Below are 20,954 nucleotides of genomic sequence, written 5' to 3'. Positions count from 1 at the left end.
ACCCTCACCCTTCCGGCGGCCCGGAATCAACCGAATTACCGACCGCTGGTCAGGTCCGGGCGACCCGCCGGACGATGCCGAGCAGCGACTCCTGCACCTCGTCGATCGGCCGGTCCGGCGAGAAGACGAGCCAGTCCACCGCCACCACCAGCCCGACGCCGAACAGCGCCGAGCTGGCGGTACGCACGTCCAGGTCGGCCGGGAGGTCGCCGCTGTCCACGCCGGCCTGCACCGTGTCGGCGATCACCGCGATGGCCTCGCCGCGCAGCAGCCGCAACGTCTGCTGCCACTCCCGGTTGGTCCGCCACATCTCCGAGAGCAGCAGCTGGGCGAAGGCGCGGTAGCGGCGGATGTACTCCAGTTGCGCGCGGACCAGCGCGCCCAGCGCCTCCAGCGGCGGCAGCCCGTCGACGGCGGCCCGGAACTCGGCGGTGAGCAGGCCGATGCCGTGCCGCAGCAGCTCCTCGAACAGGACGGTCTTGGACTCGAAGTTGTAGTAGACGGTCCCCTTCGCCACGCCGGCCCGGGCCGCGATGTCGTCCACCGTGGTGGCCGAGAAGCCCTGCTCGGCGATGAGGTCCACCGCCGCCACGAAGAGGCGCTGGCGGGTGTCCTCGCGCCGGCGTGTCCGTCCGTCCGTCACCGGCTCATCCTCACATGGTCAGTTCGGGGTGCAGCTTGGCCGGGGTCAGCCGGCGGGAGCGGCGGGCCGCGCCGACGGTGAGCGCCATGGCGCCCAGCCCGAACGCGAGCAGCACCAGCGCGCCGGTGACCACCGGGGCGGTGGTGCCGCCGTTGATGGTGTGCCGCAGGCCGTCCACCACGTACGTCATCGGCAGCCAGGGGTGGATCGCCTGGAAGAAGCCGGGCGACGTCTGCACCGGGTAGGTGCCGCCGGAGGAGGTGAGCTGGAGCATCAGCAGCGCCAGCGCGGCCAGCCGCCCGGCCGGGCCGAGCGCCACGCCGAGCAGTTGCATGATCGCGGTGAACGCCAGCGAGGTGAACGCGAGCAGCCCGAACGTGGCCGCCCCGTGCCGCGGGTCGAGCCCGAGCGCCAGCGTCACCACCGTGTAGAGCACGGTGACCTGGGCCAGGCCGATACCCGCGGCCGGGAGCCACCCGGCGAGCACGACCCGCCAGCCGGGCGCGCCGGACATCACGTGCCGCCGGTTGACCGGCCGCAACAGCATGTACGTGATCATCGCGCCGACCCAGAGCGCCAGCGACAGGAAGTACGGGGCGAAGCCCACGCCGTACGAGCCGGCCGGGTTCTGCGAGTCGCGGATCAGGCCGACCGGGTCGCCGAGGACGCCGGCGCGGGTGGTCGCGTCGTCGTACCCGGGTAGTTTCCGCTCCCCGGCGGCGAGCCCGTCGGCGAGGTCGCCGGCGCCGCCCTCCAGCCGGGTCAGTCCGTCGACCAGCCGGTTGCTGCCGCTGCCGAGCTGGGCCAGGCCGCCGTCGAGCTGGCGGGCGCCGGTGGCGAGCCGGTAGAGGCCGCCGCGCAGCTCGGTCGCGCCGGTCGACGCGTCGCCGAGGCCGTCGCGGAGCTTGGCGCTGCCCTGGGCCAGCGTGGCGAGCCCGCCGGCCAGCTCGTTGACCTTGGCGCGGGCGGAGGCGACGTCGTCGGCCAGGTGCGGCGCGGCGGTGGCGACCTCCCGGGCGGTCTTCGCCACGTCGGTCATCTGCTTGCGCAGCGTGGCCATGTCGGTCTCGTCGAGCGCGGCCACCACGGAGCGGGCCTGCGTGACGGCCCGGTCGGCGGCCTTGCGGGCGGCGGCGAAGTCCGGGTCGTCCGCCAGTTCGGGGTGTTCCTTCGCGACCGCGTCGAGCCGGTCACGGATCTCCTCGGCGGTCGCCACCACCTCGGCGGCCTTGCCGGGGAGCGCGTCCAGCCCGGCGGCGAGCTGCTGCGCGCCGTCGGCGACGAGCGTGGCCGCCTTCTCGATCTTGTCGGCGTTGCGGCGCAGCACCGGCTCGTACTTGTCGGCGGCGGCGTTCACCGTCGCCGCCGCGGCCTTGGTCTCGGTGGCGGCGCGCCCGGCGCCGTCGGCGAGCTGGGCGGCGCCGGTACGCAACTGGTCGAGGCCCTTGGCGAGCTTGTCCGCGCCCTGGACGGACTGGTTCAGTCCGCCGGTGAGCTGCCCGGCGCCGTCCGAGGCGTCACCGAGCCCGTCGGCGAGCTGATCGGCCCCCCGCTGGGAGCTGCCGAGCCCGTCGGCGATCTTCCCGGCGCCGTCGGCGGCGCGGCCGGTCTCGGCCTTGGCGTCGGTGAAGCCGATCAGCATCCGGTCGAAGTACGTGGCGGCGGTGCTCTGCGCGGCGGCGGCCCGGATCTCGCTGAACGCCGACCGGGCGAGCAGACCGGAGAGGTAGTTGGTGGCGTCGTCGTTGACGACCTTCAGCTCACCCTGCCGGGCCGGACGGTCCGGTTCCGGGGCGGCGGCGAGCGAGGCGGAGAAGTCCTCCGGAATGGAGAAGACCAGGTGGTAGCGCCCGTCGCGCAGCCCCTTCGCGGCGTCGGCCTGGTCGGTCACGGTCCAGCCGAACACCTTGCGGTCGAGCAGCTTCTCGGTGAGGTCGCGCCCGGCGTGCACCTCGCTGCCGTCGCCGGCGGTGGCCGGGCGGTCGGCGTTGACCAGGGCGACCGGGATCCGGTCCATCTTCCCGTAGGGATCCCAGAACGCGTACAGGTAGAGCGCGCCGTAGAGCAGCGGGACGATGGTGAGCACGGCCAGGGCGGCGCGCGGCAGCCGGCCCCGGGTCATCCGGCGCAGCTCGAACAGGGCAAGTCGCAGGACGCTCATGCGGGCACCTCGGCGGGACGGTCGGGAGCGGGCTCGGCGGGAAGGGCGGGGGCGGGCACTGCCGGGTCGCCGATGCGGTGCACGGTGGCGGCGACGCCGGGTTCGACCGCGCGGGCGCTGGCGACCACGGCGTACCCCTGGTCGGCGAGGCGTTCCAGCGCGCCCCACATCCACTCCCGCTCGGGGCGGTCGGCGCCGGCGTCCACGTCGTCGGCGACGATCAGGCTGGGGCCGCCGAGGCTGGCCAGCACCAGGCCGAGCACCTGCCGTTCGACGGGGGTGAGGTCTCTGCCGTACCGGTCGGGGTCGAGTGGCGCGTCGGTGAGGCCGGCGCCGGCGACGGCGGCGGCGTAGGCGTCGCGGCGGTAGGCCCGGCGGGCCCGCACCGCGGCCACCGGCACCAGGCGCCGACGGCGGCGCGGTACCGGGCCGAGCAGCAGCAGCCGTTCGGTGATGTGCTCGGCGACGGTGAGCGTCGGGTCGGGCTCGTGCACGCCGGCCACCTGGCCGAGCGCGGCCGGGCCCCGGCGGCGCAGCTCGCCGTGGTTGTGCGGGAAGCGCCCGGCCAGCGTGAGCAGCAGCGAGGTGCGTCCGCTGCCGGGCGGGCCGGTGACCGCGACCAGCTCACCGCTCGCGGCGGTGAGGTCGACGTCCCGGTAGACCCAGCCGCGGCGCGTCCGCAGCCCCAGGCCGCTGGTCTCGACGATGTTCATCAAACCCCGAATTCCGAACTGACTAGTCAGTATAAAAACATGCCCAGCCTAGCGCCGGGTGTCCGGTTCGGGACCTCCGGCGGGACGTGATCCTCAGAACAGCACTGTGGCGAGCGTGCCGACCGGGCGGAAGCCGCAGCGCTCGTAGACCCGGCGGGCGGGCAGGTTGAAGTCGTTCACGTAGAGGCTCACGGTGGGCGCGACCCGGTCCAGCGCGTCGCGCACCACAGCGGCCATCGCGGCGGTGGCGATGCCCCGGCCCCGCCACTCGGGCGCCACCCAGACGCCCTGCACCTGCGCGGTCCGGCGGGTCACCACCGCCAGCTCCGCCTTGAAGACCACCCGCCCGTCGACGAAACGGGCGTAGGCGCGGCCGGCGCGCACCAGCTCGGTCACCCGGCGCCGGTAGCCGCGCCCGCCGTCCTCGGCCAGCGGCGACACCCCGACCTCCTCGGTGTACATCGCCACCGCGGCCGGGAACAGCCGGTCGACCTCACTGCCGCGCACCCGCCGCACGTCCGGGTCGGGCGCCACGGCGGGCAGCGCGTCAGTCGCCAGCAAGGGCTGGTTCGGGCGTACGTCCCGGGCCGGCCCCCAGTACGCGGAGAGGCGGTCCCAGAGCCCGAGTACGGCGTCGGCGCGGCCCACGATCGAGGAACAGAGCCGCTCCTGCCCGCTCAACTGCTCGGCGAACGCGGTCACCGCCGGCTCGGACGCGAGCACCGGCGTCAGGTTGCCACCCAGCCAGCAGATCGACTCCAGGTTGCGGCGGGAGCCGTAGCCGAGGATCCGCGCCTCGGCCCGCCACCAGGCCAGCCCGCGCGCCGCCACCCGCTCGGCGACCTGCGCGCCGGCGTACGGGTCGAGGTCGAGCAGCCGCTCGACCGCGCGGCGCTCCGACTCCCCGAGTTGGCGTACCGGCATCGTGAGCACGGTTACCAGCCTGCCAGATCCGCGCCGGGGCGCGCGGGCCGACCGGGCACCCCGGACCGCTCCGGTGAGCGGCGGCTCAGCCGACCGTCACGGGTGCCGGTTCGGGCACGGGCGGCCGGGTCCGGGCGGCCCACCGCACCACCGGCGGCACGAGCGCGCCGAGCAGCAGGAACACCCCGCCGAGCACCAGCCAGCCGGGCACGCCCCAGCCGATCGCGAGCGTGGTCACCACCACCGGGGCGACCATCGAGCCGAGCTGCATGCCCATCCCGTACGCCCCCTGATACTGGCCGTGCGCGTGCGCCGGGGCCAGCCCGAACGAGATGCCCCAGCCGGCCGCCGCGTGCCACAACTCCCCCACCACGTGCACCAGCGCGCCGGCCAGCAGCAGCGGCACCGCCACCGCGACCGGTACGCCGCCACCGGCGGCGAACAGCGCGCAGGCGCCGGCGAGCAGGACGCCGGCCCGGCGGGCGGCCCGGCCCGCGCCGGTCAGGTCCTCGGTGCCCCGCGAGGCGCGGACCTGGAACAGGATCACCACCACCGTGTTGACGAGCAGGCAGACGGAGATCAGCCAGTTGGGCGCGGTGGTGTGCCCGGCGATCCAGAGCGGCAGGGCGATGTTGATCAGCGAGAAGTGCATGGACATCAGCCCGTCCAGCACGGTGAAGGCGAGGAACGGGCGGTCCCGCAGCGCGATCAGCCGCGGTCCGTGCGCCGGGGCGGGCACCGGCGGGACCGGCGGGAGCCGCAGCAGCACCGCCGCCGCCAGCACGTAGGTCGCGGCGTCGAGCAGGATCAGCGTGACGTACGCGCCGCGGGTGTCGGCGGCGAGCGCGAACCCGGCCAGCACGGTGCCCACCGAGATGCCGACGTTGGTGACCGCGCGCAGGTAGGCGCGGGTGCGGACCCGCTGGTCGGGTGGGACGGCGCCGGCGATCAGCGCGCCCCGGGCGCCCCGGGTGCCCGCGTCGGCGAGCGCCATCAGCACGCCGACGGCCAGGAAGCCGGGGAACGAGCGCACCGCTACCAGCGCGGCGGTGCATCCGGCCGAGGCGAGCAGCGCGGCCATCTGGAGCCCGCGCGGGCCGAGGCGGTCGGCCAGGTAGCCCATCGGCGTGCTCGCCACCAGGCTAACCAGCGCGGTGAGGGTGAGCGCCACGCCGACCTCGGCCACCGTGAGCCCGACCGAGCGGGTGAGGAAGAGCGCGCTGGCGGTGAGCCAGGTGCCCCGCCCGACGGTGTTGACGAGCGTGGAGAGGGCGAGGGTCCGGGACGGGCCCGGTTCGGGAAGCAGGCGCACGCCGGCAGCCTAACAGTACGAACGTACGGTTTGCAGCCGAGTTCCATCCGCGTCTTGTCGGCGATGCATTGCCGATATATCGTTGATGCATCAGTGATACGACGACAGAAGGAGAGCCCTGATGGGTTTCCACCGACGGATGCACGCCATGCACGACGAGATGCGCCGCCGGGGCGGCTTCGGCTTCCCGCCCGTACCCCCCGGTCCGCCGCCCTTCCCGCCCGGACCGCACGGCCACGGGCGGGGCCGCGGCGGGCGCGGACGAGGCCGGCGGCCCAACGTGCGCGGCGCCGTGCTGGCCCTGCTCACCGAACGGCCGATGCACGGCTACGAGATGATCCAGGAGATCGACTCCCGCACCGGCGGGGCCTGGCGGCCCAGCCCCGGGTCGATCTACCCGACGCTGCAACTGCTGGAGGACGAGGGCGTCATCGCGACCGCCGCCGACTCCGAGGGCGGGCGCAAGCGGTTCGCGCTCACCGAACAGGGCCAGGCCGAGGCGACCGCCGCTGCGCAGACCCCGCCCTGGGCGGAGTTCGCCGAGCAGACGGTAAACAGCTGGCACGACATCCGCGACGCCGGCGCGCAGGCCATGCAGGCACTGCGGCAGGTGATGACCACCGGCACCGACGACCAGCGCGCCCGTGCCGCGCAGGTGCTCGACGAGACGCGGCGCAAGCTCTACGCCATCCTCGCCGAGTCCGAGTGAGCGCTGCCGCCGCGACGGCACGCCGGCCGGACCACGACCGGCGTGCCGTCAGGCCCGGCGCGCGGTGACGAGCAGGTACTCCCAGCGCATCACGCCGCCGTCCAGGTGCCGGGCGGCCAGGTCGGTCAGCGCGCGGTCGAGCCCGGCCGTACGCTCCGGATCGCCCGCGTTCGCCCGGTAGACCGCCACGGTGGGCCCGTAGTGGGTCGCGAAGAAGTCCCGGAACTGTTCCGGCGTGGCGAACCGGTCCACCACCACGGCGTCGCGCCCCAGCGTCAGCGCGTCGACCCGGTCGCCGAACAACTCCCGGACGTGGTTCTCGTCGCCCCAGAGCGGGGGCGGCTGCGCGCCCGGCGGCGGTGGCGGCGCGAACGGCCGCATGGCCGCGAACAACTGGCCCACGAAGCCCTCCGGGGTCCAGTTGACCAGGCCGATCGTCCCGCCCGGCCGGCACACCCGCAGCAACTCGTCGGCGGCGACCCGGTGCCGTGGCGCGAACATCACGCCCACACAGGACAGCACCGCGTCGAACGCGCCGTCGGCGTACGGCAGCGCCTCCGCGTCCGCCTCCTCCCAGGTCAGCGTCACGCCCTCCCGCTCGGCTGCCGCCCGCCCGATCGCCAGCAACTCCGGGGTCAGGTCCCCGGCCACCACCTGCGCGCCGGTCCGGGCCGCCGGAAGAGCCGCGTTGCCGGTCCCGGCCGCCACGTCCAGCACCCGCATGCCCGGTCCCACTCCGGCGGCCCGGACCAGCGTCGCCCCCAACTGCGGGATCACCTGCGCGGCCACTGCGGAGTAGTCGCCCAGCGCCCACATCGCGCGGTGCCGGGCCTTCACCGCCGCGTCCTGTTCCCGTTCCTCGATCATCTGCCGCTCCTCAGCTGTCGTCCCTGCACAGGACGCTAGGCAGCGGACGACACGGCCCCCAGTACGAGATCTGTACCGCTCCCGACAGGCGCCTGGCCGGGCCGCCGGGCCGGGCGTAGCGTGCCCGCCATGGGGGCCTCCTACCACCAGTTCTGCCCCGTGGCGAAGGCCATGGAACTGCTCGACGAGCGGTGGACGCTGCTCGTGGTCCGGGAGCTGGTCAGCGGCTCGGAACGCTTCAACGAGCTGCGCCGGGGCCTGCCCCGGATGTCGCCCACGCTGCTGTCGCGCCGGCTGCACCAGCTCGTCCGCGCCGGGGTGGTGGAGCGGCGGGTCGACGGCGCCGACGTGCGCTACGTCCCGACCACCGCCGGGCGGGAGCTGCGGCCCGTGCTGGAGGCGCTCGGCGCCTGGGGCGTGCGCTGGATCGGCGAGCTGGGCGACGCCGACCTGGACCCGAAGCTGCTGCTGTGGGACATGCACCGGCACGTCGACCACGACGCGGTCCCGCCGGGGCGTACCGTCGTGCGGTTCCGCTTCCGGGACGTGCCGGCGGCGCAGCGCGACTGGTGGCTGGTGATCGCCGCGGGCGAAGCCGACGTCTGCGACATCGACCCCGGGCACGACGTGACGGTGACCGTCACCGCGGACCTGCGTGCCCTGGTGCAGGTCTGGATGGGCGACCTGGGGTGGGCGGCGGCGCTGCGCGGCGGCGCGGTGGAGGTGAGCGGGCCGGAGGCGCTGCGGCGTGCCGCGCCCGGCTGGTTCACGCTCTCCCCGTTCGCCGCCGTGCCCCGCCCCTGAGACGGCGCGTGCGGCCGGCCCCGACGGGGACGGCCGCACGGCGACGCGAAAAGCAGATCAGTGCACGGTGACGGTGGCGCCGCCCGGCACCAGGTCGCGCAGCTCCTCGGGGATCTCGGCGCCCATCTCGTCGGCGATCCGCAGCGCCTCCTCGATCAGCGTCTCCACGATCTGCGCCTCGGGCACCGTCTTGACGACCTTGCCCTTGACGAAGATCTGGCCCTTGCCGTTGCCGGAGGCCACACCCAGGTCTGCCTCGCGGGCCTCACCCGGACCGTTCACCACGCAGCCCATGACCGCGACGCGCAGCGGCACCGGCAGGCCCTCCAGACCGGCGGTGACCTCCTCGGCCAGCTTGTAGACGTCGACCTGCGCCCGCCCGCAGGACGGGCAGGAGACGATCTCCAGGCCGCGCTCGCGCAGGCCCAGCGACTCCAGGATCGCGGCGCCGACCTTGATCTCCTCGACCGGCGGGGCGGACAGCGAGACCCGGATGGTGTCGCCGATCCCCTCGGCCAGCAGCGCGCCGAACGCCACCGCCGACTTGATCGTGCCCTGGAACGCCGGACCGGCCTCGGTGACGCCGAGGTGCAGCGGGTAGTCGCACTTCTCGGCCAGCAGCCGGTACGCCCGGATCATCACCACCGGGTCGTTGTGCTTGACCGAGATCTTGATGTCCCGGAAGCCGTGCTCCTCGAACAGCGAGCACTCCCACAGCGCCGACTCGACCAGCGCCTCGGCGGTGGCCTTGCCGTACTTGGCCAGCAGGCGCTTGTCGAGCGAGCCCGCGTTGACGCCGATCCGGATCGGCACACCCGCGTCGCCGGCGGCCCGCGCGATCTCCTTGACCTTGTCGTCGAACTGCCGGATGTTGCCGGGGTTCACCCGCACCGCGGCGCAGCCGGCGTCGATCGCCGCGAAGACGTACTTCGGCTGGAAGTGGATGTCGGCGATCACCGGGATCTGCGACTTCTTGGCGATCGCGGGCAGCGCCTCCACGTCGTCCTGCGACGGCACGGCGACCCGGACGATCTGGCAGCCGGACGCGGTCAGCTCGGCGATCTGCTGGAGCGTGGCGTTGACGTCGGCGGTGAGGGTGGTGGTCATGGACTGCACCGAGACCGGCGCGCCGCCGCCGACCGGCACCGAACCGACCATGATCTGGCGGCTGGCCCGGCGCGGGGCCAGCGGCGGCGGCGGTACGGGGGGCATACCGAGACTGACAGCGGTCACTTCAGGCACTCACCTTGAGAAGAGCGTGATGGGGTTGATGACATCGGCGGTGACTGTCAGCAGCGTGAACGCGCCACCGATCAGGATCACCGCGTACGTGAACGGCATGAGTTTGAGGTAGTCGACCCGGCCGGGATCCCGGCGGCCGATGCGCGCGTACAGCCAGGAGCGCGCCCGTTCGAACCAGGCGATGGCGATGTGCCCGCCGTCCAGCGGGAGCAACGGCAGCAGGTTGAACACGCCGATGAAGAAGTTCAGCGACACGAAGAGCATGAAGAACACCAGCCAGGCGTTGTTCTCCACGGCCTCGCCGCCGAGCCGGGTGGCGCCGACCACGCTGATCGGGGTGTCCATGTCGCGCTCGCTGCCGGTGATCGCGCTCCACAGCGCGGGCACCTTCTGCGGGATGCGCTGCATGGCGTGCGCGGTCTGCACCGCCATGGTGCCGGTGAAGTCGGCGGTGGCGCCGAACGCGGCGATCGGGCCGTACTCGACCCGCGGCGGGGTGCTCGGCCGCAGGGCGACGCCGAGCGCGGAGACCGACGAGGTGGCGCCCTTCGGGTCGTCCAGCGGCGGGCGCTGCACCGCGGCCAGGTCGACCCGGGCCTCCTGCGGCCGGCCGTCGCGCTCGAAGGTGACGGTGGCCGCGCCGGGCGGGGTGGCCCGGACCACGTCGAGCATGTCGCCCCAGGTGGAGACCGGCCGGCCGTTCACCGCGGTGATCCGGTCGCCGTCCTTGAGCTGGGCCTTCTCGGCCGGGCTGGCCGGGTCGTCGGCCTGGCAGGCGCGGGCCGCGTTCTCCACCACGACGCAGGGGGCCAGCGCGATCACGGCCGGCTCCGCCTTGAAGCCGTCCTCGGTGGAGGGGAACTTCGGGTTCGGCAGGCCGGCGGTGATCGCGATGATCCAGAGCGCGATCAGGGCCAGTGCGAAATGGGTGATCGAGCCGGCGGACATCACGATCGTCCGCTTCCAGACCGGGTAGCGCCACATCGCGCGCTTCTCGTCCCCGGGCTCGACGTCGTCGTCCTGCGGCGTCATGCCGACGATCTTGCAGAACCCGCCGAGCGGAATGCCCTTGATGCCGTACTCGGTCTCGCCCCGCTTGAACGACCACAGCGTCGGGCCGAAGCCGACGAAGTAGCGGGTGACCTTCATCCCGAACGCCTTGGCGGTCAGCATGTGCCCCGCCTCGTGCAGGCTCACCGAGATGAGAATCGCCAGGGCGAACAGCACCACCCCGAGCAGATAGCTCATCGAGCTCCTTCCACCGACCCGACGATGATCTCCTGGGCGTGCGCCCGTGCCCACGACTCGGCGGCGAGCACGTCCTCGACGGTACCTGGTTCGTCGAAATCGGGTGCGTCCTCCAGCACCCGCTGGAGGGTGTCGACGATGCCGAGGAACGGCAGCCGGCCCGCGACGAACGCGGCCACGCACTCCTCGTTCGCCGCGTTGTAGATCGCCGGGCGGCAGTGTCCCGCCTCACCCGCCGCCTTGGCCAGCGCGACCGCCGGGAACGCCGCGTCGTCCAGCGGGAAGAACTCCCAGGTGTGGGCAGTGGTCCAGTCGACCGCAGCGGCCGCCTCGGGCACCCGGTCCGGCCAGCCGATGCCCAGCGCGATGGGCAGCCGCATGTCCGGCGGGCTGGCCTGGGCGAGCGTGGACCCGTCGGTGAACTCGACCATCGAGTGGATCACCGACTGCGGGTGGACCATCACCTCGATGTCGGCGTACGGCACGTCGAACAGCTCGTGCGCCTCGATCACCTCCAGCGCCTTGTTGACCATCGTGGCGGAGTTGATCGTGACGACCGGGCCCATGTTCCAGGTCGGGTGCGCCAGCGCCTGCTCCGGCGTGACGGCGGTCAGCTCGGCGCGCCCCCGCCCCCGGAACGGGCCGCCGCTGGCGGTGACCACCAGCCGCCGCACCTCACCCCGGGCGCCGCCGCGCAGGCACTGCGCCAGCGCGGAGTGCTCGGAATCGACCGGGACGATCTGCCCCGGTCGCGAGACGGCGGCCTTGACCAGCGGGCCGCCGGCGACGAGGGACTCCTTGTTGGCCAGGGCGAGGGTACGCCCGGCGTGCAGCGCGGCCAGCGTCGGCGGCAGGCCCAGCGAGCCGACCACCCCGTTGAGCACCACGTCGCACGGCCACTGCGCCAGCTCGGTCATCGCGTCCGGCCCGGCCACGATCTTGGGCAGTTTGAAGTCACCGGTGGCCCAGCCGCGCTTGCTCGCCTCGGCGTAGAACGCGAGCTGAAGGTCCTGCGCGGCGGATGCGCGGGCCACGCCGACCGCCTCCACGCCCAGCTCCAGCGCCTGCGCGGCGAGCAACTCCACGTTGCCGCCACCCGCGCCGAGGGCCACCACCCGGAAGCGGTCCGGGTTGCGCTTGACGATGTCGATGGCCTGGGTGCCGATCGAGCCGGTCGAACCGAGCAGCACGAGATCTCGGGGAGTGGTCACCGGACCATTGTTCCCCAGCGCCTCACCCCGGTTCGTCCCGGAGTGCCCGGCGGCATGATCGACCCCACTTCCCCGAGGTGGTGGCATCCCAGGCGCCGCGATGCCACCACTTCGGCGAACTGGTGTCGATCACGCCTCGATCGCCTCCTCGACGCTACGGGGACGCGATCGTCCCGTCTGGCGCGGTGAGGTGCTCCAGGTGCGCCAACGGCAGGTGCGAGGGCTGCCACTCCAGGAACAGCGCGGTGGCGTCGTCGTCGAGCTGGTCCTGCTGGTAGGCGAGGACGGCCCGCACCAGTCGGCGCATCGTCTCCGGGCTGGGCAGCCGCTCGTTGAGGGCACGCTCGACGAAGTCGACGAGCCGGTCCAGCCCGAACCGTTCCCCGTCGTCGCCCCGGGCGTCGGTGATGCCGTCGGTGTACGCGAGGATGCGGTCGCCCGGGTGCAGCGCCTCCTCGTGCGCCCGCGGGCGCCGCGTCGACAGGTTGCCCAGCCCGAGCGGCAGCGCGGTCGGTCCGGGCAGTGCCCGGACGGCCTTGCCGTCCCGCAGCAGCATGGCGCCGGGGTGGCCGGCGTTGATGATCCGCAGCACGCCGGTCCGCCGGTCGAGTTCGGCGAGCAGCGCAGTCGCGAACAGGCCGGGGTGTTCGGAGCGGACCCACCTGTCGATGCTGATCGCCGTGTCGACCAGGTCGAGACCGGTACGCCGGGCGTTGCGGTACGCGCTGACCACGAGCGAGGCCATCGCGCTCGCCTTGATCCCGTGCCCGCAGGTGTCGAAGAGCCCGACGCTGAGCACGTCACCGTTGAGCGCGTAGTCGAAGATGTCCCCGCCGACGTCGTAACACGGTTCGAGGATGGCGGTGATCACCAGCTCGTCCGTTGCGAAGGTCAGCGGCGGCAGCAGCCCCCACACGGTCTCGGCGGCGACCTGCATCGGCAGGCGGCGGCGAATCCGTTCCACGACGTCGCCGTAGAGCCGGCGGTTCACCAGGACCTGAGCGACGGCGACCGCCACCTCCCAGGCCGGCCGGTCCAGCGCGGGGTCGCCGGCGCGCGACGACACGATCTCCAGTGCCCCCAGCCGTTCGCAGCCGAGCAGCAGGGGCACCCAGAGCCGGTCCGGGCGGTCGGGAGCGCGCTGCACCTGGAGGCAGGTGAACGCCCGGCCGGCCAGCGTCGTCTCGATCGTGAGTTCGTCCCGAGGCGCGCCCGCGCCGACCAGGGGTACGAGCGAGGACTGCGTGTAGTCGGCCAGGTAGATCACGATGTCGGTGGCCCCGATGGCGGGCGCGACCCGGTTCACCAGGAGCGACAGGTCGTCCGGGCCGCCCCGGGCGGCGTGGAGGTGCAGCCAACGCGCTGCGTCGCCACCGTCGACCATCAGTGCCTCCCCCGTATCCCCACCACCGTAGGAGGCCGAGGGCGAACTGCCAACGGCACGGCTCAGGCCGGACGTTCCAGGACGAACGTTTCAACCTCGGCACCGCCGTACCAGTCGGTGCGCACGCCCACGTGCGTCATGCCGAGGCGCCGGGCCACCGCCATCGAAGGGTCGTTCCCGGCCATCACCACCGCGTACACCCTCGGGGTGCCGGTGGCGAACTCGCGCTCCAGCACCGCGCGGGCCGCCTCGGTGGCGTAGCCGTTGCCCTGGGCGTCGGGGTGCAGGTGCCAGCCGACCTCGATGTCGTCGGTCAGCGTGACGCCGTCGCGTCCCGGCAGCGGCTTGAGCAGGATGCTCCCGGCCACCGGCCCGCCGGCGCGCGGCTCGATCGCCCACAGGCCCCAGCGGCCGCCGTACGGCGCCCAGCGTTCGTGCCAGGACCGGACCCGCTCGCGCGCCTCGGACGGGTCGGTCATCCGGCCCTTGCCGCCGCCCAGCCAGCGCATCACCTCGTCCCGGGAGTAGATGTCGTAGATCCGGGCCAGGTCGTCCGGGGACTCGGTCCAGTCCCGGAGCACCAGCCGGTCGGTCGTGGCGATCGTCATGCCGCCGGATCGTAATGCGTGGCGCGGGGCCGTACGGGGAACGAGAGGGCGATGGGCGACGGGTGGGATCGGGCGAAGCGGATCACGGCTGCGGCGTTCCGGCCGGTCCGCGGCCGGGATCTCTCCCTGCACGCCGCCGCGATCACGTTCTACGGCGCGATCGCCGTGGTGCCGGTGGCGCTGCTGGCGATCTGGCTGACCGGGCTGCTCGCCGGGGCGGACCGGGTGCGGCGGCTGACCGGGTACGCGATCGAGACGCTGCCCACCGAGATCGGCGCGCACCGGGCGGCGGCCGCGCTCGTCGACGCCGGGCTGGGGCTGACTCCGCTGCTGGCGCTGGCCTCGCTGCTGCCGGCCTCGCTGTACGGCGAAGGTCTGCGCCGCGCGTTCGTCTCGGTGGCCGAGCCGCGCGCCGAGTCCGGTGCGCTGGTCGGCTGGCGGGGCCGGCTGCTGCTGCTCCCGCTGCTGGCGCCCGCCCCGGCGCTGCTGCTGTCGATCCTGCTGGGGCTGCCGCTGACCACCCGGCTGGTACGCCAGGGCGGCTGGATCGGCGCGCTCGGCGTGGTGCTGTCGTTCCTGGCGGTGTGGCTGGTGCTCACGCCGGTGCTGATCTGGGTGTTCCGGGTGGTCGGCCCGGCCTCCCCGGACTGGCTCGCCACCGTCGTCCTGGGCTCGTTCACGGCAGCGAACCTGTCCGGTTTCCTGCACGGTTTCGTGCTGTTCTGCTCGCTGCCGCTGGACCTGGGCGTGCCGTTCGGCGGCTTCGACGAAATCGGCGGCGGCGTGGCGGTGCTGCTGTGGCTGTACCTGTTCCACGTGATCGTGCTGTCCGGCTATTCCGCGACGCTGGCGGCGAGCCGGTGGCGGGCCGCCCGGGAGGCGGCCCGCGCCTGACGGCTGCGGGTCAGCGCCGGAACGGGCCGCGCACCTCGTACGTGATGCCGCCGGTGCCGGCCCGGGCGCCGCTGGTGCCGCGCTGGGAGGAGAAGTAGAGGCGGCTGCCGTCCGGCGAGAACGCCGGCCCGGTGACCTCCGACTCGGACTGCCCGAGCAGCCGCACGAACGGGGTCACCACACCGGCGGGCGTGATCACGTTGATCTCCATGTTGCCGCCGTCCTCGGCCACGTAGAGGTCGCCGCCGGCGGTGCCGGTGATGTTGTCGACGCCGGTCAGCGGCGCGGCGCCGGCCGGCACCAGCGAGTCGTCGTACGCGAGGTCGAGCCGCTGGTTCACCGCGTCGTACGCCCACACCCGGTTGTCGCCCTTGGTGGTGAACCAGCAGGTGTCGTCGGCGTACCAGCAGCCCTCGCCGCCGTCGAACGTCTGCGCGGCACCCACCTGGTGGCGGGTGGGCACCGGGAACCCGTCCCGGTCCGGCAGGTCCCGCCAGGTCACCGGCCCGGTGACCTGGCCGTCCGGGGCGCAGAGCACCTGCACCCGGCCGGTGCGCAGGTCACCCCAGCTGTCCGGCACGAACCGGTAGAAACAGCCGTCCGACTCGTCCTCGGTCAGGTAGACCACCCGCCGCCGGGGGTCGCAGGCCGCCGCCTCGTGCTTGAAGCGGCCCATCCGGGTCCGCTCCTCGCCGGCCCGGCCGCCCTCGGGCCAGGTCTCGAAGACCCGGCCCAGCGGCACTTCCTCGCAGGACAGCCACGTCCCCCACGGGGTCGGCCCACCGGCGCAGTTGACGTTCGTGCCGCCGAGGATCCGGTAAGCGGCGGCGATCGCGCCGTCGGCGGCGAACCGTACCGCCGACGCGCCGCCGACGAGCGGCACCTCCGAGTTGGAGACGTAGATCCAGCCGTCGCCGGACGGGAAGCAGGCGCCGCCGTCCGGCGACGGGTGCCAGGTGTACGAGGTGCCGGCGACCCGCTGCCCGGAACGCGCGATCACCCGGCTGGTGAAGCCGGCCGGCAACTGGAGACCGTTGACGTCGGCGGACAGCAGGTCGCCGTACGGGCCGGGGCCGGGCTGGGCGGGCTGGGCCGGTGCGGCCGCGGCGGCCCAGAGACCACCGGCGAAAGCGGCGGCGCCGCCGACGGCTGTGGCACGCAGGACGGTACGACGATCCATCGGGGGTTACCTCCCGGAGGCGGTGGGTGTCCCGTCGACGGTAGGACGGAAATGCATCGACAACTGCCACTATAGGGTGAACGCCCGGTGACGGCCGTCCGGCGTCAGAGGCTCTCGACGTACCGCTTCGCGTCGGCGAGCGACATGTGCGTGTGCTCGCGTACCACCTTGATCGCCTGGATCTTCTCGCCCCGGTGCAGCAGCCGCGCGGCCTCGGCCCGCACCGCGTCGTCGACGCCCTTTCCGGGCACCGGAGGGCCGGGCGACCAGGACCCGCCGGCCGCCAGCGCGTCCACCGCCTGCTTCGCCTCCAGCAGCGACAGGCCGGTCTGCTCACGCAGCACCTTGACCGCCTCGACCCGGCGCCCCGCGTGGATCAGGCGGAGCACCTCGGCCTGCCCGCCGCCGGCCGGGCGATCCGGGGCGACCAGGTCCCGGGGGCGGTCGCGCCGCAGCACGAGCAGGAGCAGGAACACCACCACGACGAGCGCCACCGCGAGCGCGATCTGGACAGCCGGAGACATGCCGGGAACGGTAGCGCCCCGCTGCGAACCCTCCCGCCCGTGCCCGGCCGCCGCTAGGGTCGCGGCATGAGCGAACGCACCGGGAGCGACGCGAGTGAGCTGCCGTCCCGCGCCGACGTCGTGGTGGTCGGCGCCGGGCACAACGGCCTGGTCTCGGCGATCCTGCTGGCCCGCGCCGGCCTGGACGTGCTGGTGCTGGAGGCGTCCGGGGTGATCGGCGGCGCGACCCGCACCGAGAACCCGTTCCCGAAGGTGCCGGGGCTGCGTCACTCCACCGGGTCGTACCTGCTCGGGCTGATGCCCCCGGAGCTGCTGGCCACGCTCGACGTGACCATCCCGGTACTGCGCCGCGACCCGCACTACTTCCTGCCCACGCCGGGCGGGCTCGGCTCGCCGTACCTGCTGGCGGGCAGCGACGTGGCGGCGAGCCGGCGGCAGCTCGCGGAGATGTTCTCCCCCGCCGACGTGGCAGCCGACGACGCGCTGCACGCCGAGCTGGCCCAGCTGCGGGAGGATCTCGCCCCGGCGTGGCTGGCCGAGCCGCTGCCGGTCGAGGAGACCGCCGAACGCTACGTGCGGCCCGCGCTGCGGCAGGTCTTCGTCGACCTGGTCCGCGGCTCGGTGGCCGACCACCTGGCCCGCTTCGACTTCCGCTCCGAGCTGCTGGTCAGCATGTACGCGGTCACCGACGGCCTGTCCGGGCTCAACGCCGGCCCGGACGACCCGGGCACCGGGCACAACTTCCTGGTGCACAACATGTGCCGGCTGCCGGGCGCGGACGGCACCTGGATGATCACCCGGGGCGGCATGGGCACCGTGTCGCGCACGTTCGCCGAGGCAGCCGTGCGCGCCGGGGCGCGGATCGTGGCCGACGCGCCGGTCACCGCCATCCGGCTGACCTCCGGTGCCGCCGCCGGGGTGACACTGGCCGACGGGCGGGAGGTGGACGCCCCGGTGGTGCTCGGCGGCTGTGACCCGTACCGGCTGATGGAGCTGTTGCCCGACGGCGCGCTCCCGGCGGAGCTGGGCGCGCGGATGGCGGCGGTCCGCCGCCCCGGCACCACGCTCAAGCTCAACCTGGCGCTGACCGGGCTGCCGCGCTTCTCCTGTCTGCCGGAGGACGCGCCGAGCCCGTTCGGCTCGACCATCCACCTGCTGCCCGGCTCGGCCTCGCTCGTCGGCGACGGCGGCGAGTCGCCGATGGCGGCGCTGCGCGGCATGTGGGCGGACGTGCGGGCCGGGCGGCTGCCGGACGAGCCGACGATCGAGTGGTACCTGCACACCACAGTCGACCCGTCGCTGTCCGACGAGGCGGGGCACCACTCGTCGGCGCTGTTCGTCCAGTCGGTCCCCTACGAGCTGGCCGGCACCACCTGGGACGCGGCGCTGCCCGGCTACGTGGAGCGGCTGCTCGCGATCTGCGAACGGTACGCCCCGGGCGCCGGTGACCTGGTCGCGGACGCGGTGCCGCTGCCGCCGCCCGGCATCGAGGCGCACTTCGGCATCACCGGCGGGCACATCCACCACGTCGACAACACGGTGTCGTTCACCGACCGGATGCCGTACGCGACGGGTGTGGACGGCGTGTACGCGGGCAGCGCCGGCTGCCACCCGGCGGGCAGCGTGATCGGCGCGGCCGGGCACAACGCCGCCCGCCGCATCCTCGCCGACATGTAAGGAAGGGCCCCTTATTAACGCCTCCGGTAGAGGAAGGGCCCCTTCTTAACAACCGCTCACGGCGTGTCGGGCGCCTCCTGGCCGGCGGGCGGAAGATCGCCCGGACCGCGCACCAGGTAGACGCCGACCAGCAGCAGGTACGCCAGCAGGCTCAGCAGCGGGTCGATGAACACGATGGCGAACGCGACCAGGTAGAGCAGCGGGCCGAGCCGGAACCGGCGGGCCACCGCGCTCGCCAGCCTCGGGTCCAGATCCGCGTGCAGCAGCCCGCGGCGGCGCGCCCACCACCAGCTCAGGTTGAAGAAGAGCGCCTCGCCGAGCACCACGCCCACGTACAGCGCGGCGGTCAGCCGCTGGTCGCGCACGGTGCCGCGCAGGTTGTCCGCGAGCAGGTCGGCGGTGAACGGGATCGCCGCCACGAACATCAGCAGCAGCAGGTTCAGCACCAGCAGCATCTGGTCGACCCGGCGGACGTAGCGCCACATGTTGTGGTGGGTCAGCCAGACCTGGCCGACGATGGCGAAGGTGATCACGTACGCCAGGTAGGCCCGCCACTCCTGCACGAGCACCGCGGCCAGCCCGTCGTCCTGCGGCAGGTCCGGGTCGAACGCCAGCAGCTCGACGGCCATCAGCGTGAGCACGATGGCGATCACCGCGTCGCTGAACGCCTCCACCCGCGAGGCGTCCCGCGCCATCTCGCTGCCGCGCCCGAACCGGTACACCGGTTCCCTGTCCGCACCCGTCACGCCGCCCCCTCACGACCGATGGTCGCGTGCCGGGGGCGGCGTGCGGGGCGAAACCGTCAGACGGCCGGCGTCGAGGTCTCCGCGTCCGCGCGGTGCGCCCGGATCTTGTGCCCGACGCTGGTCAGGCAGCGGCCGCTGGCCAGGTCGAACTTCCAGCCGTGCAGCTGGCAGGTCAGCTGGTCGCCGTCGACGATGCCGAACCGGCTCAGGTCCGCCTTCAGGTGCGGGCAGCGCCGCTGCACCACCCAGCCGTCGAGCGTGATGTCCTCGGCGTCGACGGCCCGCTCGTGCTCGTCGTACCAGCCCTCGGCGTACTGGAGGCGCTCCTCGGAGAGGCACTTGAAGAAGGCGTAGACGAACTCGTTGTACTGGCCGATGCGGGCCGCCGAGAAGCGGCACGACAGGAACAGCGAGTTGACCCAGTCGACCTCGCCGATGTGCAGCAGGTGCTCGATGAGCGCCCGCTCGGTACGGAAGCGGTAGCGGACCTTCTCGTCCGCGTACGGCCGGACCTCCTTGCCCGGGAAGTCCACCACGATCGACTCGACCTCGGAGCCGTCGTAGCCGACCAGGTCGAAGCGGACCGGCCCGCCGACGCCCTTGGCCAGGTAGATCGACTCGTCCAGCAGCGGCTCGATCCGGCGCTTCATCTCACCCAGCACGTCGACCTCGGGGTGCCGCCAGGACGCCTTCTCGGCCTCGATGACGCCGCGCTTGCGCTCCCGCATCTCCTCCAGGTGGGCGACCTTGTTCGCGAAGAACTCCTCCACCGGCACCGGGTGCGTGGTGGTCGCGCCCTCGGTGGTGATCTCCGAGACGCTGCCCGGCAGCAGCACGATGCCGTTGGTGCCGCCGACCTTGGCGTACTCGGACAGGAACACCGACTGGTCGGGGAAGATGTTGCCCTCGTCGCCGAAGATGTCGTTGAACTGCCACAGCTCGTCGTCGAGGAAGCACGGCGGGCCGGCGATCGGGAAGACGTGGTCGGCCTTCAGGTCGTCGATGTAGCGCCACGTGCGGTCGAACTGCCGGTCCCGCTTCTGCTTGCCGAACGCGGTCTTCGCCGCCTGCGGCAGCTCGTAGACCATCGGGTACCAGATCGCGCCGGAGAACTGCAGCATGTGCGCGTGCACGTGGCCCAGCTCGGCGAAGACGCTCAGGTCGGTCGGGCGGGCGTCGTTCTGGTTGAGCAGCCGGACGCCGTCGTACTCGACCCAGAGCGAGGAGTCGCCGATCGGGCCGTCGGTCGGGCTGGTCAGCGCCTGGATCATGATCTTCAGGCCGCCGGGCAGCTCCACGACCTGCTCGTTCGGGGCCTTGAGGAACTTGGTGAAGCCCAGCTCCCGGAACTCGTCCTCCATCTCCGAGGTGGGGAACTCGGGAAGCAGGACGGTGGCGTCCTTCGACACGAAGTCGCGCAGGTGCTTGGCGTCGAAGTGGTCCCGGTGCAGGTGCGAAACGTACAGGTAGTCGACCTGGCCGAGGCTCTCCCAGTCGAGCAGGGAGTTGTCCGGGAAGGGGAACCACGAGGCGAAGTAGGCGGGATTGACCCACGGGTCGCACAGGATGCTGCCCGCAGCCGTGTCGATCCGCATGCTGGCGTGGCCCGTACCGGTCACTCGCACCGCAGTCCCCCTCAAAAAGGCATCAGGTGTACGTCAAGACGCTACCGGAGGCAGTGTGCTCGCCGTCCCGCGACGCCGGTAGTGCCCAACCGCCCCGACCCGGACGGGACCTACGGCCCGGGTCATGCGACAACCACGCTGTCGCCCGCCCGGGTCATCAAGCGCACCGGAGGCCGGACCCTGCGCCGGGGCCGGTTGAGGGCGTGCCAGACTGATCGGAGATCCGATCGCGAGGGAAGGACCGACAGTGGCAGGAGACGAGCCGGTAACCGCGCCAGATCAGCACAAGCCCGGGCACCGCAAGTCCGGACGGATCGGCGCGTTGCTGTCGGCGCTGGTCTTGGTTCTGATGGCGCTCTGCGGGATCGAGGAGGGCCGGGTGGAGCACATCTGGCTGTTCGGGATCGCCGGGCTGCTGGTCGCCATCGTCATCGGCGACGCCGTGCTGCGCCGCAACGGCCTGCGGTCCTGACGAGCGGCGC

Annotated in this window: 20 protein-coding genes; 5 read left to right on the top strand and 15 right to left on the bottom strand. The window is 73.2% G+C overall.

Translation table 11 applies throughout. The annotated features are described in order from the left end of the window. Positions 1 to 49 precede the first annotated feature (49 nt). From PVK74_RS28375 to PVK74_RS28355, 5 genes are all read right to left on the bottom strand, one after another. Positions 50 to 643: a TetR/AcrR family transcriptional regulator gene (locus PVK74_RS28375; RefSeq protein ID WP_274477607.1), complete on the bottom strand. Its 594-nt coding sequence runs from the start codon at positions 641 to 643 to the stop codon at positions 50 to 52. A gap of 10 nt (positions 644 to 653) precedes the next feature. Next, a complete protein-coding gene (locus tag PVK74_RS28370) occupies positions 654 to 2,804 on the bottom strand; it encodes a YhgE/Pip family protein (RefSeq protein ID WP_274477606.1) in 2,151 nt (716 codons plus the stop codon). Continuing rightward, a complete protein-coding gene (locus tag PVK74_RS28365) occupies positions 2,801 to 3,517 on the bottom strand; it encodes an ATP-binding cassette domain-containing protein (RefSeq protein ID WP_274477605.1) in 717 nt (238 codons plus the stop codon). The genes PVK74_RS28370 and PVK74_RS28365 overlap by 4 nt, the downstream gene beginning before the upstream one ends. A 93-nt stretch (positions 3,518 to 3,610) precedes the next feature. Next, on the bottom strand, positions 3,611 to 4,450 hold the full coding sequence (locus PVK74_RS28360; RefSeq protein ID WP_043325861.1) for a GNAT family N-acetyltransferase: 840 nt from the start codon (positions 4,448 to 4,450) through the stop codon (positions 3,611 to 3,613). Positions 4,451 to 4,526: 76 nt separating this feature from the next. Beyond that, positions 4,527 to 5,753 carry an MFS transporter gene (locus PVK74_RS28355; RefSeq protein WP_064447064.1) on the bottom strand — a complete coding sequence of 409 codons (1,227 nt, stop codon included), beginning with the start codon at positions 5,751 to 5,753 and terminating at the stop codon, positions 4,527 to 4,529. A gap of 121 nt (positions 5,754 to 5,874) precedes the next feature. Here PVK74_RS28355 and PVK74_RS28350 point away from each other — a divergent pair, with 121 nt between their 5' ends. Then, positions 5,875 to 6,462 (top strand): PadR family transcriptional regulator, encoded by a 588-nt coding sequence (locus tag PVK74_RS28350; protein ID WP_030504225.1) that lies wholly within the window; start codon positions 5,875 to 5,877, stop codon positions 6,460 to 6,462. Positions 6,463 to 6,510: 48 nt separating this feature from the next. On the opposite strand, the gene PVK74_RS28345 is transcribed toward PVK74_RS28350, so the two are convergent. Next, entirely contained in the window at positions 6,511 to 7,329 is an 819-nt protein-coding gene (locus tag PVK74_RS28345; protein ID WP_274477604.1) for a class I SAM-dependent methyltransferase, read from the bottom strand. A gap of 129 nt (positions 7,330 to 7,458) precedes the next feature. Here PVK74_RS28345 and PVK74_RS28340 point away from each other — a divergent pair, with 129 nt between their 5' ends. Continuing rightward, positions 7,459 to 8,133: a winged helix-turn-helix transcriptional regulator gene (locus tag PVK74_RS28340; protein ID WP_187694305.1), complete on the top strand. Its 675-nt coding sequence runs from the start codon at positions 7,459 to 7,461 to the stop codon at positions 8,131 to 8,133. Between the two features lie 57 nt (positions 8,134 to 8,190). On the opposite strand, the gene ispG is transcribed toward PVK74_RS28340, so the two are convergent. The 5 genes from ispG to PVK74_RS28315 all read right to left on the bottom strand — a co-directional run bounded on the left by ispG (position 8,191) and on the right by PVK74_RS28315 (position 13,826). Beyond that, the gene (ispG, locus tag PVK74_RS28335; protein ID WP_030504228.1) at positions 8,191 to 9,366 is read right to left on the bottom strand and encodes a flavodoxin-dependent (E)-4-hydroxy-3-methylbut-2-enyl-diphosphate synthase; all 1,176 of its coding nucleotides are present in this window, start codon (positions 9,364 to 9,366) and stop codon (positions 8,191 to 8,193) included. A gap of 9 nt (positions 9,367 to 9,375) precedes the next feature. Further along, the gene (locus PVK74_RS28330; RefSeq protein ID WP_043325866.1) at positions 9,376 to 10,623 is read right to left on the bottom strand and encodes a M50 family metallopeptidase; all 1,248 of its coding nucleotides are present in this window, start codon (positions 10,621 to 10,623) and stop codon (positions 9,376 to 9,378) included. After that, on the bottom strand, positions 10,620 to 11,834 hold the full coding sequence (dxr, locus tag PVK74_RS28325) for a 1-deoxy-D-xylulose-5-phosphate reductoisomerase (protein WP_274477602.1): 1,215 nt from the start codon (positions 11,832 to 11,834) through the stop codon (positions 10,620 to 10,622). The genes PVK74_RS28330 and dxr overlap by 4 nt, the downstream gene beginning before the upstream one ends. A 154-nt stretch (positions 11,835 to 11,988) precedes the next feature. Next, positions 11,989 to 13,218, bottom strand: a complete 1,230-nt coding sequence (locus PVK74_RS28320) for a PP2C family protein-serine/threonine phosphatase (RefSeq protein ID WP_274477601.1) — start codon at positions 13,216 to 13,218, stop codon at positions 11,989 to 11,991. A 62-nt stretch (positions 13,219 to 13,280) separates the two neighbouring features. Beyond that, positions 13,281 to 13,826, bottom strand: a complete 546-nt coding sequence (locus PVK74_RS28315) for a GNAT family N-acetyltransferase (protein WP_043325869.1) — start codon at positions 13,824 to 13,826, stop codon at positions 13,281 to 13,283. A gap of 51 nt (positions 13,827 to 13,877) precedes the next feature. On the opposite strand from PVK74_RS28315, the gene PVK74_RS28310 reads away from it, so the two are divergent. Next, a complete protein-coding gene (locus tag PVK74_RS28310) occupies positions 13,878 to 14,720 on the top strand; it encodes a YhjD/YihY/BrkB family envelope integrity protein (protein WP_274477599.1) in 843 nt (280 codons plus the stop codon). A gap of 10 nt (positions 14,721 to 14,730) precedes the next feature. Here the strand turns inward: PVK74_RS28310 and PVK74_RS28305 are convergent, their stop codons facing one another. Then, positions 14,731 to 15,900, bottom strand: coding sequence for an alkaline phosphatase PhoX (locus PVK74_RS28305; RefSeq protein ID WP_274477598.1), 1,170 nt, complete (start codon positions 15,898 to 15,900; stop codon positions 14,731 to 14,733). Between the two features lie 104 nt (positions 15,901 to 16,004). Further along, positions 16,005 to 16,424 (bottom strand): 50S ribosomal protein L7/L12, encoded by a 420-nt coding sequence (locus tag PVK74_RS28300; protein ID WP_274477597.1) that lies wholly within the window; start codon positions 16,422 to 16,424, stop codon positions 16,005 to 16,007. Positions 16,425 to 16,490: 66 nt separating this feature from the next. Here PVK74_RS28300 and PVK74_RS28295 point away from each other — a divergent pair, with 66 nt between their 5' ends. Then, on the top strand, positions 16,491 to 18,101 hold the full coding sequence (locus tag PVK74_RS28295; protein ID WP_274477596.1) for a phytoene desaturase family protein: 1,611 nt from the start codon (positions 16,491 to 16,493) through the stop codon (positions 18,099 to 18,101). Positions 18,102 to 18,157: 56 nt separating this feature from the next. Here PVK74_RS28295 and PVK74_RS28290 read toward each other — a convergent pair whose 3' ends face one another. Then, on the bottom strand, positions 18,158 to 18,796 hold the full coding sequence (locus PVK74_RS28290; protein ID WP_051611534.1) for a TMEM175 family protein: 639 nt from the start codon (positions 18,794 to 18,796) through the stop codon (positions 18,158 to 18,160). Between the two features lie 107 nt (positions 18,797 to 18,903). Beyond that, positions 18,904 to 20,472, bottom strand: a complete 1,569-nt coding sequence (locus tag PVK74_RS28285) for a Rieske 2Fe-2S domain-containing protein (RefSeq protein WP_187694523.1) — start codon at positions 20,470 to 20,472, stop codon at positions 18,904 to 18,906. A 247-nt stretch (positions 20,473 to 20,719) separates the two neighbouring features. On the opposite strand from PVK74_RS28285, the gene PVK74_RS28280 reads away from it, so the two are divergent. Next, positions 20,720 to 20,944: a hypothetical protein gene (locus PVK74_RS28280; RefSeq protein ID WP_082931019.1), complete on the top strand. Its 225-nt coding sequence runs from the start codon at positions 20,720 to 20,722 to the stop codon at positions 20,942 to 20,944. The last annotated feature ends 10 nt before the right edge of the window (positions 20,945 to 20,954 follow it).

This window comes from Micromonospora chalcea, from assembly GCF_028768405.1.
Taxonomy (GTDB): domain Bacteria; phylum Actinomycetota; class Actinomycetes; order Mycobacteriales; family Micromonosporaceae; genus Micromonospora; species Micromonospora chalcea.
This window is presented reverse-complemented; position numbering and strand designations above follow the sequence as displayed.

Coding starts and splice junctions, on each gene's coding strand:
- PVK74_RS28370 (WP_274477606.1), bottom strand. CDS start 2,804: ATGAGCGTCCTGCGACTTGCCCTGTTCGAGCTGCGCCGGATGACCCGG.
- PVK74_RS28365 (WP_274477605.1), bottom strand. CDS start 3,517: ATGAACATCGTCGAGACCAGCGGCCTGGGGCTGCGGACGCGCCGCGGC.
- PVK74_RS28350 (WP_030504225.1), top strand. CDS start 5,875: ATGGGTTTCCACCGACGGATGCACGCCATGCACGACGAGATGCGCCGC.
- PVK74_RS28345 (WP_274477604.1), bottom strand. CDS start 7,329: ATGATCGAGGAACGGGAACAGGACGCGGCGGTGAAGGCCCGGCACCGC.
- PVK74_RS28340 (WP_187694305.1), top strand. CDS start 7,459: ATGGGGGCCTCCTACCACCAGTTCTGCCCCGTGGCGAAGGCCATGGAA.
- PVK74_RS28330 (WP_043325866.1), bottom strand. CDS start 10,623: ATGAGCTATCTGCTCGGGGTGGTGCTGTTCGCCCTGGCGATTCTCATC.
- PVK74_RS28320 (WP_274477601.1), bottom strand. CDS start 13,218: ATGGTCGACGGTGGCGACGCAGCGCGTTGGCTGCACCTCCACGCCGCC.
- PVK74_RS28315 (WP_043325869.1), bottom strand. CDS start 13,826: ATGACGATCGCCACGACCGACCGGCTGGTGCTCCGGGACTGGACCGAG.
- PVK74_RS28310 (WP_274477599.1), top strand. CDS start 13,878: ATGGGCGACGGGTGGGATCGGGCGAAGCGGATCACGGCTGCGGCGTTC.
- PVK74_RS28305 (WP_274477598.1), bottom strand. CDS start 15,900: ATGGATCGTCGTACCGTCCTGCGTGCCACAGCCGTCGGCGGCGCCGCC.
- PVK74_RS28300 (WP_274477597.1), bottom strand. CDS start 16,424: ATGTCTCCGGCTGTCCAGATCGCGCTCGCGGTGGCGCTCGTCGTGGTG.
- PVK74_RS28295 (WP_274477596.1), top strand. CDS start 16,491: ATGAGCGAACGCACCGGGAGCGACGCGAGTGAGCTGCCGTCCCGCGCC.
- PVK74_RS28290 (WP_051611534.1), bottom strand. CDS start 18,796: ATGGCGCGGGACGCCTCGCGGGTGGAGGCGTTCAGCGACGCGGTGATC.